The 14,628-nt window shown below is 59.4% G+C and carries 13 protein-coding genes; 6 read left to right on the top strand and 7 right to left on the bottom strand.

Features of this window, described 5'->3' with window-relative positions; all coding sequences use genetic code 11:
- Positions 1 to 38: 38 nt before the first annotated feature.
- From LOY28_RS07795 to LOY28_RS07775, 5 genes are all read left to right on the top strand, one after another.
- Entirely contained in the window at positions 39 to 1,373 is a 1,335-nt protein-coding gene (locus LOY28_RS07795; RefSeq protein ID WP_258613308.1) for a TRZ/ATZ family hydrolase, read from the top strand.
- A 57-nt stretch (positions 1,374 to 1,430) separates the two neighbouring features.
- A complete protein-coding gene (gene ubiG / locus LOY28_RS07790; RefSeq protein ID WP_018929858.1) occupies positions 1,431 to 2,129 on the top strand; it encodes a bifunctional 2-polyprenyl-6-hydroxyphenol methylase/3-demethylubiquinol 3-O-methyltransferase UbiG in 699 nt (232 codons plus the stop codon).
- Positions 2,130 to 2,133: 4 nt separating this feature from the next.
- Entirely contained in the window at positions 2,134 to 2,805 is a 672-nt protein-coding gene (mupP, locus tag LOY28_RS07785; RefSeq protein WP_018929859.1) for an N-acetylmuramic acid 6-phosphate phosphatase MupP, read from the top strand.
- A 181-nt stretch (positions 2,806 to 2,986) separates the two neighbouring features.
- Positions 2,987 to 3,727 (top strand): YciK family oxidoreductase, encoded by a 741-nt coding sequence (locus tag LOY28_RS07780; RefSeq protein WP_007939907.1) that lies wholly within the window; start codon positions 2,987 to 2,989, stop codon positions 3,725 to 3,727.
- Positions 3,728 to 4,101: 374 nt separating this feature from the next.
- Complete coding sequence (locus LOY28_RS07775) at positions 4,102 to 5,028, top strand: GGDEF domain-containing protein (protein WP_018929860.1); 927 nt, start codon at positions 4,102 to 4,104, stop codon at positions 5,026 to 5,028.
- 60 nt (positions 5,029 to 5,088) lie between these two features.
- Here the strand turns inward: LOY28_RS07775 and LOY28_RS07770 are convergent, their stop codons facing one another.
- The 7 genes from LOY28_RS07770 to LOY28_RS07740 all read right to left on the bottom strand — a co-directional run bounded on the left by LOY28_RS07770 (position 5,089) and on the right by LOY28_RS07740 (position 12,933).
- Positions 5,089 to 5,850 (bottom strand): TenA family transcriptional regulator, encoded by a 762-nt coding sequence (locus LOY28_RS07770; protein WP_218584820.1) that lies wholly within the window; start codon positions 5,848 to 5,850, stop codon positions 5,089 to 5,091.
- Between the two features lie 77 nt (positions 5,851 to 5,927).
- Positions 5,928 to 8,387, bottom strand: coding sequence for an EAL domain-containing protein (locus tag LOY28_RS07765; RefSeq protein WP_018929862.1), 2,460 nt, complete (start codon positions 8,385 to 8,387; stop codon positions 5,928 to 5,930).
- A gap of 201 nt (positions 8,388 to 8,588) precedes the next feature.
- On the bottom strand, positions 8,589 to 10,415 hold the full coding sequence (locus tag LOY28_RS07760; RefSeq protein WP_258613307.1) for an ABC transporter ATP-binding protein: 1,827 nt from the start codon (positions 10,413 to 10,415) through the stop codon (positions 8,589 to 8,591).
- Positions 10,408 to 11,010: a DsbA family protein gene (locus LOY28_RS07755; RefSeq protein ID WP_172901241.1), complete on the bottom strand. Its 603-nt coding sequence runs from the start codon at positions 11,008 to 11,010 to the stop codon at positions 10,408 to 10,410. The genes LOY28_RS07760 and LOY28_RS07755 overlap by 8 nt, the downstream gene beginning before the upstream one ends.
- A gap of 36 nt (positions 11,011 to 11,046) precedes the next feature.
- The gene (locus LOY28_RS07750) at positions 11,047 to 11,988 is read right to left on the bottom strand and encodes a rhodanese-related sulfurtransferase (RefSeq protein WP_258613306.1); all 942 of its coding nucleotides are present in this window, start codon (positions 11,986 to 11,988) and stop codon (positions 11,047 to 11,049) included.
- Between the two features lie 102 nt (positions 11,989 to 12,090).
- Positions 12,091 to 12,390 (bottom strand): BolA family transcriptional regulator, encoded by a 300-nt coding sequence (locus LOY28_RS07745; protein ID WP_007939900.1) that lies wholly within the window; start codon positions 12,388 to 12,390, stop codon positions 12,091 to 12,093.
- Positions 12,391 to 12,402: 12 nt separating this feature from the next.
- Positions 12,403 to 12,933, bottom strand: coding sequence for a DUF2059 domain-containing protein (locus LOY28_RS07740; RefSeq protein ID WP_018929867.1), 531 nt, complete (start codon positions 12,931 to 12,933; stop codon positions 12,403 to 12,405).
- A 192-nt stretch (positions 12,934 to 13,125) separates the two neighbouring features.
- On the opposite strand from LOY28_RS07740, the gene LOY28_RS07735 reads away from it, so the two are divergent.
- The gene (locus tag LOY28_RS07735) at positions 13,126 to 14,520 is read left to right on the top strand and encodes a class II fumarate hydratase (RefSeq protein ID WP_018929868.1); all 1,395 of its coding nucleotides are present in this window, start codon (positions 13,126 to 13,128) and stop codon (positions 14,518 to 14,520) included.
- Positions 14,521 to 14,628: the final 108 nt, after the last annotated feature.

Below are 14,628 nucleotides of genomic sequence, written 5' to 3'. Positions count from 1 at the left end.
TTCGCCATCCTTTACAAAAGCACTGGAACCGACTCTCGATGCCGACCCCCACCGCTGCGCTCGACCTATTATTGCTGCCAACCTGGCTGGTACCCGTCGAACCGGCTGGCGTGGTCCTTAAAGAGCATGCCCTGGGTATCCGCGACGGTCGTATCGTGTTTATCGGCCCACGCGCAGCAGCCTTGAAGCTTAACGCAACCGAAGTGCGCGAATTGCCGGGCATGCTGCTCAGCCCGGGCCTGATCAATGCCCACGGGCATGCAGCAATGACGCTGTTCCGCGGCCTGGCCGACGATCTGCCGCTGATGATCTGGCTGGAAAACCACATCTGGCCGGCCGAAGCCAAATGGGTCGACGAGGCGTTCGTACGCGACGGCACGGACCTGGCCATCGCCGAGCAGATCAAAGGTGGCATCACCTGCTTCTCTGACATGTATTTCTTCCCGAAGGTCGCCAGCGAACGCGTACATAACAGCGGCATTCGCGCCCAGATCGCCATTCCGATCCTCGACTTCCCGATTCCAGGCGCCAGCACGGCGGATGAAGCCATTCGTCAGGGCGTCGAATTATTCGGCGATCTCAAGCATCACGAACGGATCAAAGTCACCTTCGGCCCCCATGCCCCGTACACCGTGGGTGACGAAAACCTGGAAAAAATCCGGGTGATCGCCGAAGAGCTTGACGCCTCGATTCACATGCATGTCCACGAAACCGCCTTCGAAGTGCAGCAGTCGGTGGAGCAGCGCGGCGAACGCCCGCTGGCCCGCCTCGGCCGCCTGGGCCTGCTCGGGCCGCGCTTCCAGGCCGTTCACATGACCCAGATCAGCGATGAAGACCTGGCGCTGCTGGTAGAAAGTAACACCAATGTGATTCATTGCCCGGAGTCGAACCTGAAGCTGGCCAGTGGCTTCTGCCCGGTCGAGCGCTTGTGGCAGGCTGGGGTGAATGTGGCAGTCGGCACCGATGGCGCGGCCAGCAATAATGACCTGGACCTGCTTGGTGAAACCCGCACCGCCGCATTGCTGGCCAAGGCTGTCGCCGGCTCGGCCACCGCGCTGGACGCCCATCGCGCCCTGCGCATGGCCACGCTCAATGGCGCCCGCGCGCTGGGAATCGAAGCGCAAACCGGTTCGCTGGAAGTCGGCAAGGCGGCAGACATCGTCGCATTCGACCTGTCGGGCCTGGCGCAGCAACCGGTCTACGACCCGGTTTCGCAACTTATATATGCCACTGGCCGCGACTGCGTGAAACACCTTTGGGTCGCCGGCAAGCAACTGCTCGACGACCGCCGCCTGACCCGCCTGGATGAAGCGCAACTGTGCGCCACCGCCAAGGCCTGGGGCAGGCGCATCAGCGGCCACACCGAATCGTAAGCACCCTGGACCAAAACCGGGGCAACAGAATTTTTCAAGTTTTAGAGGACTGACACCATGAGCAACGTCGACCACGCCGAAATCGCCAAATTCGAAGCCCTGGCCCATCGCTGGTGGGACCGCGAAAGCGAGTTCAAACCGCTGCACGACATCAACCCCCTGCGGGTCAACTGGATCGACGAGCGCGTCAATCTGGCCGGCAAGAAAGTCCTCGACGTCGGTTGCGGCGGCGGCATCCTCAGCGAAGCCATGGCCCAGCGCGGCGCCACCGTGATGGGCATCGACATGGGCGAAGCGCCGCTGGCGGTCGCGCAATTGCATCAACTGGAATCCGGCGTAAACGTCGAGTACCGGCAAATCACCGCCGAAGCGCTGGCCGAAGAAATGCCTGAGCAGTTCGACGTCGTCACCTGCCTGGAAATGCTTGAACACGTTCCGGATCCGTCCTCGGTGATCCGCGCCTGCTTCCGCATGGTCAAGCCTGGCGGCCAGGTGTTCTTCTCCACCATCAACCGCAATCCGAAGGCCTATCTGTTCGCCATCGTCGGCGCCGAATACATCATGAAGCTGCTGCCGCGTGGCACTCACGACTTCAAGAAATTCATCCGCCCTTCCGAGCTCGGTGCCTGGAGTCGCATGGCCGGCCTGACCGTCAAGGACATCATCGGCCTGACCTACAACCCGCTGACCAAGCACTACAAACTGGCATCCGATGTCGACGTCAACTACATGATCCAGACCCTGCGCGAGGAGTAAGCCGATGCGTATCAGAGCAGTTCTTTTCGACATGGACGGCACCCTGCTCGACACCGCGCCGGACTTCATCGCCATCTGCCAGGCGATGCGTGCCGAGCGTGGTTTGCCGCCGATGAACGACAAGCACATCCGTGACGAGATCTCCGGCGGCGCCAGGGCGATGGTTGCAGTGACTTTCTCGATGGACCCGGAATCGCCGGGCTTCGAGGAGCTGCGCCTGGAGTTTCTGGAGCGCTATGTCAAAGGTTGCGCGGTGCACAGCAAGCTCTTCGACGGCATGGGCGAATTGCTGGCCGACATCGAGAAGGCCAACCTGATCTGGGGCGTGGTCACCAACAAGCCGCTGCGCTTCGCCGAGCCGATCATGCAGCAATTGGGGCTGGCCGAGCGTTCGGCGCTGCTGATCTGCCCGGATCATGTGAAGAACAGCAAACCGGACCCGGAGCCGTTGATCCTGGCGTGCAAGATGCTCGACCTCGATCCGGCCAGCGTGCTGTTCGTCGGCGATGACCTGCGCGATATCGAATCCGGCCGCGATGCCGGCACCAGAACAGCCGCCGTGACCTACGGCTACATTCATCCGGAGGATAACCCACGGCATTGGGGCGCGGATGTGGTGGTCGATCATCCAATGGAGTTGCGCCTGGTGCTGGATAGCGCTTTGTGCAGTTGCTGATTACAGAGGCTTTTGTGGCGAGGGAGCTTGCTCCCGCTGGGCTGCGAAGCGGCCCCTTTTATTATCGCGCAGTGTCAGGTATGTCGCATTTGCAGGTTTACGACTGCTTCGCAGCCGAGCGGGAGCAAGCTCCCTCGCCACAAATACGATGCCTGCCTGTTGAATTGTGTTGAGGTTTTTTATGTTTGATTATTCCGCCCGTCCTGAATTGCTCAAGGACCGGGTCATCCTGGTCACCGGCGCTGGCCGAGGCATCGGTGCTGCCGCCGCGAAAACCTACGCCGCTCATGGCGCCACCGTGTTGCTGCTGGGCAAGACCGAAGCCAATCTGACTCAGGTCTACGACGAAATCGAAGCGGCCGGGCATCCACAACCGGTGGTGATCCCGTTCAACCTGGAAACCGCCCTGCCCCACCAATACGATGAACTGGCGGCCATGATCGAAACCGAATTCGGCCACCTCGACGGCTTGCTTCACAACGCGTCGATCATCGGCCCACGCACACCGATCGAGCAGTTGTCCGGCGAGAACTTCATGCGCGTCATGCAGGTCAACGTCAACGCCATGTTCATGCTCACCAGCACCCTGCTGCCGCTGCTCAAGCTATCGCAGGACGCCTCGGTGGTGTTCACCTCCAGCAGCGTCGGTCGCAAGGGTCGTGCGTATTGGGGCGCTTACGGTGTGTCCAAGTTCGCCACCGAAGGCCTGATGCAAACCCTGGCCGACGAAGTAGACACCGTCGCCCCCGTGCGCTCCAACAGCATCAACCCCGGCGCCACCCGCACCAGCATGCGCGCTCAGGCCTACCCTGGGGAAAATCCGCTGAACAACCCGACACCCGAGGAGATCATGCCGGTCTACCTTTACTTGATGGGGCCGGACAGTACCGGCATCAACGGTCAGGCGTTCGACGCTCAGTAATGCCCGTGCGTCGCTTTTGTGCCGCGACGACTTCCCGTCGCGGCACGCAAAGCCCGTGATAACTGTTGCTGTTTCAAGTCAAATAAATGCCAATACCCCCGACACCATCCTTCGCAACCTCCCCAACCTTGTTGATTTAGAACGCTTTTTAACCGACTGAACCGAATGGCACGACTTTCGCTCTAATTTTGCTCAGACACGCCGTGTGAAAGCAGACGGGGCAGAGCTCGAGCCGAGAGGTTACTAATCTTCGGCAAAGCGGACTAAACTCGTGCCAAATGTCCTACGGGACTGATGGACCAGTATGACGCGCAGCCCAAAGCCGCTCTCACCCAGCCTGTAAGACAGTCTTACTGTTTAGGGGCTCACGCCATATGAAATCGCCTTCCCAGACCAACGCAATTGACTTCGACAGCGCCAAATTGCAACGCCTGGGCTTTGGTCAGCAGCCTCCCCTTCTGGAGCGGCCCGTCAGTCTTGCGCAGTTGCGTCAGGAGCTGGGCCTGCAACTGCAAACCAGTCTTGAGCCGCAACGCATTCTCGGACTTTTCTTCCGTGAAATTCAGCGCCTTGTGCCGCTGGATGCCTTGAATTATGAGCATCAGCCCAGCGACTTGCGCCTGCAGTTCGGCCAGCGAGGTCATCATTCGATCAGCTACAGCCTCAGTCATGAAGGCGAGCAATTGGGTGAACTGGTGTTCCGTCGCAATCAGCGTTTCAGCGATGAAGAGCAAGGCCATCTGGAATCGCTGTTATCAGCGCTTCTCTACCCGATGCGCAATGCCCTGCTCTACCGTGCCGCCACCCAAAGCGCCTTGCGCGACCCGCTGACCGACACCGGCAATCGCATCGCGATGGATCAGACGCTGCAACGGGAAATCGAGATGTCGCGCCGACACTCACAGCCCCTGTCGCTGCTGATGCTGGACATCGATCACTTCAAACAGATCAACGACACCTACGGGCACAGCGCCGGCGATGAAGTGCTCAAGGCCGTCGCGGCCTCGATCAAAAGCCAGTTGCGTAACGTGGACATGGTGTTCCGGTTTGGAGGCGAAGAATTCATGATCCTGCTGTCCAACACCAGCCGGGAAGCCGCGGCCATGGTCGGCGAACGACTGCGGTTCGCTGCGCAGGCCCAGGACTATGTGGCCGAAGGCAAGACCATCGAACTGACGGTCAGCCTGGGTTGCTCGACCCTGCTGCCCGGCGAGTCTGCCGAGAGCCTGTTGCGACGAGCCGACAGTGCGCTGTATGTGGCCAAGCGCGAGGGGCGTAACCGGTTGGCGATGGCGGGGTAGATATTTTTGAAGAGATCGCAGCCTACGGCAGCTCCTACGAGCTGCCGTAGGCTGCGTCTTTTAGCTCTCGGCCAACGCCATCCGCTCACGGACTACCGGGGCTTTTGCCGCCAGTTCCAACTGCATGCATCGCTCCAGGAACAGGTACATGTAGTCGTAACTTTTGCAGACTGCCTGACGCAATTCCATTTGCAGGGATTTGCTCGGGTTCAGCCCCGCCAGGGTGCAGATGATTTCCAGCGCTTCCCAAGGATGGGCATCGTCGTACTGGGCGTGCATCTTCAACCACTTCATGGCCCGCTTGCGATCCTCCTCGGGGAACGACGCCGCGTAGACGCCACTGGAACAAACCAGCGCCGACCACTCCCCGGTAGCACCCTCGATGGCATAGTTGGTGGCGGCGATAGCCACGATCAGCGAGTCCGACGAACTGGTGTGCCAGCACCAGTGACTCAAGGCGTGAAGTTCAGGGGCAACCTGTTGCGCCTGCAGATCTTCCAGGCTTATACCGTGAGCACGGCTCCAGTGCACCCAGTAATCGGCATGATTCAGTTCGACACGAATATTGCGCATCAGCCAGCGACGCGCCATGTCTTCGCCAGGGTGGCGTGCAAAACGGGTCTTGGCCAGGTTCTGTGCCATGTATAAGGCGAACTGTTCGACCACCGGCCAGCCACCAATGAGGTACTGACGCATGGTTTTTGCGCTGAGCTTGTTATCGCGCATCCGCTGGTACAGTTCATGTTCGACGACGCGGCGCTTGCTCTCACTGCAATCCTGAATCAATTGCTGAGCCCAGGCGGGGTAACTTGCAGCTTCCATGAGGGGTCCGGTTCTGTTGAATGTGTCGATCACTGTCGCGCTCCTTTTGATTGTGATTTCAAGATCGACAGGAGCTTTCAACGGAATGTGCCGGGCGCCTTGAATAACAAAGGCCGGGGTCTGGCAGGACGACTTTGTAAACTGTCGCAGGTAAACAGATGCGGGCGTTCAATCAGATACCCTTGAGCGTAATCCACCCCGATCTCCAGCAATGCCTGCTCGATCTGAGGTGTTTCAACGAACTCGGCAATCGTGCGCTTACCCATGACATGCCCGATGTGATTGATCACTTCGACCATGGCGCGGTTAATCGGGTCGTCCAGCATATCCTTTACGAAACTCCCGTCGATCTTCAGGAAGTCTACAGGTAAATGTTTCAGGTAAGCGAATGAGGACATACCGGCACAGAAGTCATCTAATGAGAAGTGGCAACCTAAGCCTTTGAGTTCATTAATAAATCTAATTGCGCTAGGCAAATTGGAAATCGCGCTGGTTTCTGTAATTTCAAAACAAATCATTTCAGGCGGAATTGAATATGCAACAAACTGTTCACGAAGGAAGTCCAGAAACGCCTCATCTCCGATAGTAATACCTGACAGATTTATCGCACACATGGCCAGCGGCTCTTCGCCCTCTTGGGCGATGGCCTGGGCAATGACCTTGAAAACGTTCTCCACCACCCAGCGGTCAAGCGACGTCATCAAACCATAACGCTCGGCGGCCGGAATGAAACTGTCCGGCAGAATCATGCGCCCGGCTTCGTCATGCAGGCGCAGCAGGATTTCGATATGTCCGCCGTCCCGCTCGCCAAGACCCAGAGGCGCGATTTCCTGGGAGTACAGGCAAAAGCGGTCCTCCTCCAACGCCATGTGCAGGCGCTGCACCCAAGCCATCTCGCCATAGCGCAGGGACAGCTCCGAATCGTCGGCGTGATAGACCTGAACCCGGTTGCGGCCCTTTTCCTTGGCCATGTAACAGGCCATATCAGCGGCTCGCAGCGAGGCCTCGAGGGTGGCCGGACTCTGAGTGACGTGCACCAGACCAATGCTCACCGTGGTCACGAACGGTCGGCCTTTCCAGACAAAATGCAGGTTCTGCACAGTCTGGCGCAGGACTTCGGCAATTTTCTCAGCCGCTTCCGGCGCACAGTTTTCCAACAGAATGCCGAACTCGTCACCACCCAATCGGGCCAGGGTGTCGCCTTCGCGCAATCCTGATTGCAGCAACGCACAAATATGCCGCAACAACTCATCGCCGGCAGCATGACCGCAGGTGTCGTTGACCAGTTTGAATTGATCCAGATCGAGGAACATCAAGGCGTGACGCCCCGCTTGTCGCATCAGGCTATGCAGGGCCTGTTCCAGGCGATATTCGAATTCGCGGCGGTTGGTCAGCCCGGTCAAGGCGTCATGGGTCGCCTGCCAGGACAGATTGGCGATGTACTGCCGCTCCTGGGTCATGTCATGCAGCACCAGCACGGTGCCACTGACCTTGCCCGCGTTACGGATCGGCGCACCAACCAGGGTGACCGAAACCGTGCTGCCATCCAGTCGCTGGATCAGTTTGGAATGTTCGCTGCCGCCGCTGAGCTGGCCGCTCAAAATGTGTTCGATCAAGGTAAAACCGTCGGCCTGAGCGTTCTCGTCCAGCAGATTGAACAGCGCCGCCAATGGCAACCCCGTCGCCTGTTCGGCCTTCCAGTGAGTCAAGGCCTCGGCGGCCGGGTTCATGTAGGCAATCGCGCCCTCGACGTCGGTGGTGATCACCCCGTCGCCAATCGATTGCAGGGTGATCTGCGCCCGGTCTTTCTCCAACTGCAAGGCATCGGCGAAGGCATGCCGCTGTTCGAGCAGTTTGTGGGTACGCAGCAACGCCAGCACGATCAGGCCCAGCGCGGTGGCGAGGTTCGTCGCCAGCAGCAGCCGGAGAATCATGCGCGAGCCCTCGCCCAAGGCATCGCTGAACGCTTTGGCAGGGGGCGTCACACCATCGTTGATGGCCAAAATCTGCACCTTCCAGCGCTTGATGTCGGCATCGGTGGCCTGGTTATCGACGATACCCTGATGCATTTCCCGCGCGACGTCATCGAGCCGCACCAGGTACGCGTCACCGATCGTCCAGAGCTCGATGGCTTTTTCCAGGTAACTGAAATGCCGGAAATTGAGGTACAGCCAAATCAGGCTGGGGACGTCGTCCGGGTGATTGCCGCCCTTGAGAATCGCGAGGCGCGCGGCCTCGATATTCGGTGGCTGATGATCCAGCGCCATACGCAACTCATGGCCGCCCTGAGGCACGGCAATCGCGTTCTGGTATTTGAGAAAAATCGTCTCGTCGCGACTGTCGGCGTAGAGATTGAGGTAATAGATGGCGTCTTTCTGGCCCTTGGACCACAGGCTCTCACCGCCGACGTAGCCACGAACCGCTGAAAGAACGTAAAGACTGACGCCGCCCAACAATGCCTGAAACAACACAACGGCGATAAATGGCCAGACGATGCCCAACAGCCGCGGCGTTCCGAGAGTCCGTTTTTGCTTCATGAGGTCCCTTGCATAAGCATTGCCGGATGAACACCCAAATAAATCCCGCACCTGACAGCACAGACTAGGCTAATTTCCGACACTTCGAATCATCGAGCACACCACTGCAATCCGATTGTCTGGCCAGACAGAGCGCAAAAAACGCCAAAATTGAATTCCTCGGGACCGCTCAAACACTAAGTACAGAAAACCGTACAAAGTTCAAGGTCGTTGAATTTGCTGCAAATGCCCATAAAGCTTGGCGTACAAACCACCATCGGCAATCAACTGCTGATGGTCGCCATCCTCGGCAACCTGCCCGCCATCGAACACCAGCACCCGATCGGCCTGCTTCACGGCCGACAATCGATGCGCAATGATCAACGTGGTGCGGTGGCTCAAGAACCGCGCCAGCGCCTGGTGCAGGTTGTACTCAGTGGCCGCGTCCAGTGCGGACGTGGCTTCGTCGAGGATCACCACTTTGGGCTCGGCCAACACCATTCGGGCAATCGCCAGGCGTTGACGCTGCCCGCCGGATAAACGCACGCCGGATCGCCCGACGATACTGTCCAGGCCATTGGGCAGTTCACGCACCGTGTGTTGCAACTGAGCAATTTCCAGTGCCTGCCAGCAGGCCTCGTCACTGCGTTCGCGGCCCATGGTCAGGTTGGCGCGCACGGTGTCGTTGAACAGGGCGGGATGTTGCAGGACCACGGCGACATTTTCGCGCACGGTTTCCAGGCCGATTTCTTGCTGAGTCGAACCACCGAAACGGATAGTCCCGGCCAGCGGCGTGTACAAGCCCAGCAGCAACTGCACCAGAGTACTTTTGCCTCCACCGCTGGCGCCGACAATCGCGACTTTTTCACCGGGGGCAATCGACAGGTTCATTTGATTCAGCACCAACTCGTCGCCGTAGCCGAAACTCAGCCCCTGCACTTCGATGCCCACCGTGTCGCGCCCTTGGAACGGATCGACACTGCCGGTGTATTGCGGCTCGTCGGCACGGGCCAGCAACTCGTTGATCCGCGACAGCGCACCGCCGGCGGCGTAAAAGGCGTACTGCAGATTGAGCAGTTGTTCCACCGGACCGATCATGAACCACAGGTAGCTGAACACCGCCAGCATCTGGCCGATGGACAGGTCGGAAAACAGCACGGTGAGCATGGCCGCGGCGCGGAAAATATCGATGCCGAACTGGAACAGCAAACCGCTGGCCCGATTCGATGCATCGGTTTTCCACTGCGAGCTCACCGCGTAATCGCGCACTTCCCGCGCTCGCTGCCCCAACCGTCCGAGGAAAAAACCCTGACGATTACCGGCACGCACTTCCTGGATGGCGTCCAGGGTTTCGGTCAAGGCTTGGGTGAAGCGTGAGGTGCTGTCGTTCTCGAGCTTCTTCAGATGTTTGACCCGCTTGCCCAACTGCACCGTGGCGTAGATCACCAGCGGGTTGAACAGCAGAATCAGCAGCGCGAGTTTCCAGTGCATCCACATCAGGATCGATGCGGTGCCCACCAGTGTCAGCATCGCCACGAGGAAACGACTGAGGGTTTCGCCGACGAATTTGTCCAGCGTGTCCAGGTCGGTGACCAGATGCGTGGTCACCGTGCCACTGCCCAGGCTTTCGTATTCGCCCAGCGAGATGCGCTTGAGCCGGTCGATCAACCGCACCCGAATCCGATACACGATGTCCTTGGCCAGCGCCGCAAACAATTTCGCCTGCACCACGTTGAACAACAACGCGGCGCAACGCAGCGCCAGGGTCACCAGCAGCATCAGGCCGATATAACCCGCGGCTTTCTGCCAGACGTCGGGCAGCGCGTGGTTCATGATTTTCAGCGCAACGTCACCATGCCCCAGCAGCACTTCATCCACCAGCAACGGCAACAGCAACGGGATCGGCACACTGCACAGCGTTGCCAATACCGCAACGCCGTTGGCAATCCACAGGGATTTTTTATGGTGTAGGGCCAGGCGGCGGACTTCCGCCCAGCTCAGCCGATCGACACGTTTGGGAGCTGCTGCATCATCGGGCAGATCATGCACAGGCAGCGCGCTCCAGCCAGCGGCCGAGCAACGGTGACAACTCGCTCAAGGGCTGATAGCCATTGGTCAGCAGCGCCAATTGACCATTGCGCTCTGCCAGCAAGGTCGGAAAACCGGCAATACCCAGGTCCTGGACCCAAGTGAAATCGGCGGCGGTCGCAGCGTGCTGATCGGCACGATCGAAGGCTGCGGCAAATTCGATGCGTGGCAAACCGGCCTGCTCCGCCAGTTCCACCAACACGCTGGCACGGGTAACGTCGCGACCTTCAGCATAGAACGCATGCTGGATCAGCCCGAGCAGTGTCCAGGCGCAATCCGGCGCCAGGCTGCGCGCAGTCACCAGCGCCCGACAGGCAGGCTCGGTGTCGTAGACAAACCCGTCGGGCAACGCGCCTTCAAACTTGAACGGCTGGCCGGTGGCCTCGTGAACCGCCTGCCAGTGCTCAAGGATATAGCGCCGGGTGGTCGGCTCCAGCGCCGCGCCACTGCCGGTGCGCAAACCACCCACCACCAGATGCAACTCCACACCCGCCGCCTGCGCCTGCTCAACCAGCGCTTTGGCCACCGGAGCGAAGCCCCAGCACCAGGAACACATCGGATCCATCACATAGAGCAGGCGTGCAGACATGGTTCAAGCCTCGGAAGCGGATTGCTTGTAGTTGTAACCGATCGGGTGCGGCATGTTGCGCACCTTGGCCAGTTCGATCTGCTTCTGCCGGTCGATGGCACTGCGACGGGTTTTCTCGCTCAGCTTATCCCAGCAGTGCGGGCAACTGATGCCGGCCACATAGTGCTCGGATGCGCGGTCTTCAACGCTGACGGGCGTACGACAGGCATGACATTGATCGTAGTCGCCTTCGCTGAGATCGTGACGAACGGTCACGCGGTTATCGAACACGAAGCAGTCGCCCTGCCATTTGGTTTCTTCCTGCGGCACCTCTTCGAGGTACTTCAGGATGCCGCCCTTGAGGTGATAGACCTCGTCGAAACCCTGGCTGAGCATGTAGCTCGACGCCTTCTCGCAGCGAATGCCACCGGTGCAGAACATCGCGACTTTCTTGTGCACGGCCGGGTCGAAGTTGGCTTTGATGTAGTCGGGGAATTCGCGAAAACTGGTGGTCTTCGGATCGATGGCGCCTTCGAAGGTGCCGATCGAGACTTCGTAGTCATTACGGGTGTCGATCAACAGCACTTCCGGATCGCTGATGAGTGCGTTCCAGTTCTGCGGATCCACATAGGTGCCGACCTTTTTGTTCGGGTCCACGCCCTCAACGCCCAGGGTGACGATTTCTTTCTTGAGTTTGACTTTGGTGCGGTAGAACGGCTGTTCGTCGCAGTACGACTCTTTGTGGTCGATGTCGTCCATGCGCGGGTCGTTCTTGAGCCAGGCCATCAGCCCGTCGATGCCTTCGCGGCTGCCGGACACGGTACCGTTGATGCCTTCTTCGGCGATCAGCAGCGTGCCTTTGATGCCGTTGTCGATCATCGCTTGCAGCAGTGGCTCGCGCAGATCAACGTAATTTTCCAGGGTGACGAACTTATACAGTGCCGCCACGACAATCTGTTGTGTCATGGGTAATTCTCCAGGTGGCTACCCTCGTAAGGGGTGAACCGGATGCGAAAAAAAACGCGCCGGGTAAGCGGCGCGTTGCGGATTCTAGCAAAAAACCAAGGGTTAATGCTTGCTGCCGCCAGCACAGGTCGGCGAGGCCGGAGCCGCATCGATCTGCGCCCATTCCTCCGGCGTGTAGGTATGCAGTGCCAACGCATGGAACTCGCCCATCAGTTCGCCCAAAGTGCCGTACACCTTCTGGTGACGCTTGACGCGATTGAGCCCTTCGAACTGCCGGCTGACCACCACCGCCTTGAAGTGGGTCTGCAACCCACGGCTGTGCATATGGCTTTCATCCAGCACTTGCAGGTGCTCGGGCTGTAGCAGCCCCAGCGTCGATTCGATGCGTTGTTGCATGGTCATACCCGGCTCCGCTTAAGGCTTTTTCTTGGCTGCAGGAGCAGCGGCGCCGGCTTTAGGATCCAGCTCGTTAGTCATGTCAGCCAGCAGTTTGTTGACCACAGGCACCGCGCTTTCCAGCTTGGCTTGAGTCATCTGGGCCGATTGCTGAGTCAGCTGCGGCATTTTTTCCAGGACTTTCTTGCCCAGTGGCGACTGGTAGAACGCCACCAGATCCTTGAGCTCGGATTCGCTGAAGTTGGTGGTGTAGAGCTTGACCATGTCCGGCTTCAGCTTGTTCCAGCCAATGGCTGCGTCCAGCGCTGCGTTGGCCTTGGCCTGATAAGTTTCCAGAACGGCTTTCTTCGACTCAGGGGCTTTGGTCTGTTCAAAGCGCTGAGCGAACATTTGCTGCACTTGCATGTACACCGGAGTGCCCAGTTTGTCAGCGTGCGCCAGGGTCAGGAAAGCTTCGGCACTGGCGTTGTGGCTGGCGGTATCGGCAAAAACCTGGCCGCTGGCGCAAACCAGTGCAACCGCGGTACAGATGGCACGAAGACGAGTCATCGAGTTTCCTTTTCTAGCAGGCGAGGTATAACCCCAAGGGCGCCCATTCTGCGCCTAAAAAAGTGTGTCGCTCAACCCCAAGCCTTGTCGCGACTGATTTAGAGGGGTTGAACGGTCAAATTCCAGACTGATGGAACCACAACCGGCGATCACAGCCTAAACTGCGCTATCAGACCTACAGGAGTGTGCATGATGAGCCGTATCGAAACCGACAGCCTGGGCCAGGTGGAAGTCCCGGATGACGCTTACTGGGGCGCTCAGACGCAACGCTCGCTGATTAATTTCGCCATTGGCAACGAACGCATGCCGCTGGCTGTGTTGCATGCCCTGGCCCTGATCAAGAAAGCCGCGGCACGCGTCAACGATCGTAATGGCGACCTGCCCGCCGACATCGCCCGCCTGATCGAACAAGCGGCCGACGAAGTGCTCGACGGCCAACATGACGACCAGTTCCCGCTGGTGGTCTGGCAGACCGGCAGCGGCACCCAGAGCAACATGAACGTCAACGAAGTGATCGCCGGTCGCGCCAACGAACTGGCCGGCAACCCGCGCGGTGGCAAGAGCCCGGTGCACCCCAACGATCACGTCAACCGCTCCCAGAGTTCCAACGATTGCTTTCCCACGGCCATGCACATCGCGACGGTTCAGGCGGTGCAACAGCATTTGCTGCCGGCGATCGCTGAGTTGTCCGGCGGCTTGGCGGAGCTGTCCGCGCGGCACATGAAACTGGTCAAGACCGGTCGTACCCACATGATGGACGCCACGCCGATTACCTTCGGTCAGGAACTCTCGGCGTTCATCGCACAACTGGATTACGCCGAGCGGGCAATCCGCAGCGCGTTGCCGGCGGTCTGTGAACTGGCCCAGGGCGGCACCGCGGTCGGCACCGGGTTGAACTCACCCCACGGTTTTGGCGAAGCGATCGCCGCCGAACTGGCCGCCCTCTCCGGCCTGCCGTTCGTCACCGCGCCGAACAAATTCGCCGCACTGGCCGGTCATGAGCCACTGACCACGCTGTCCGGCGCCCTGAAAACCCTCGCCGTGACCCTGATGAAAATCGCCAACGACCTGCGCGTGCTGGGCTCCGGACCACGAGCCGGTTTTGCCGAGGTGAAACTGCCGGCCAACGAGCCGGGCAGCTCGATCATGCCCGGCAAGGTCAACCCGACTCAGTGCGAAGCCCTGTCGATGCTGGCCTGTCAGGTGTTGGGTAACGACGTCGCCATAGGTTTTGCCGCCAGTCAGGGGCACCTGCAATTGAACGTGTTCAAACCGGTGATCATCCACAACCTGCTGCAATCGATCCGCTTGCTGGGCGACGGCTGCAGTAACTTCCAGCAGCATTGCATCGCCGGCCTGGAACCGGATGCCGAGAAAATGGCCGAGCATCTGGAACGAGGCTTGATGCTGGTGACGGCGCTGAACCCGCACATCGGCTACGACAAATCAGCCGAGATTGCCAAGAAGGCCTACAGCGAGGGGCTGACACTGCGTGAGGCGGCGTTGAAGTTGGGGTATCTGACCAATGAAGAGTTCGATGCGTGGGTGAGGCCGGAGAATATGCTGGAGGCAGGGGCCAAGGGCTGAGTTCTCTAGCGCCCGACAGTCAGTCATCGCGGGCAAGCCACGCTCCCACAGGATTTGTGTCAATCACAACACCCGTGAGCGACCCAAAACCTGTGGGAGCGTGGCTTG

Origin of the sequence: Pseudomonas sp. B21-017 (genome assembly GCF_024749245.1) — a bacterium.
Lineage (GTDB): Bacteria > Pseudomonadota > Gammaproteobacteria > Pseudomonadales > Pseudomonadaceae > Aquipseudomonas.
This window is presented reverse-complemented; position numbering and strand designations above follow the sequence as displayed.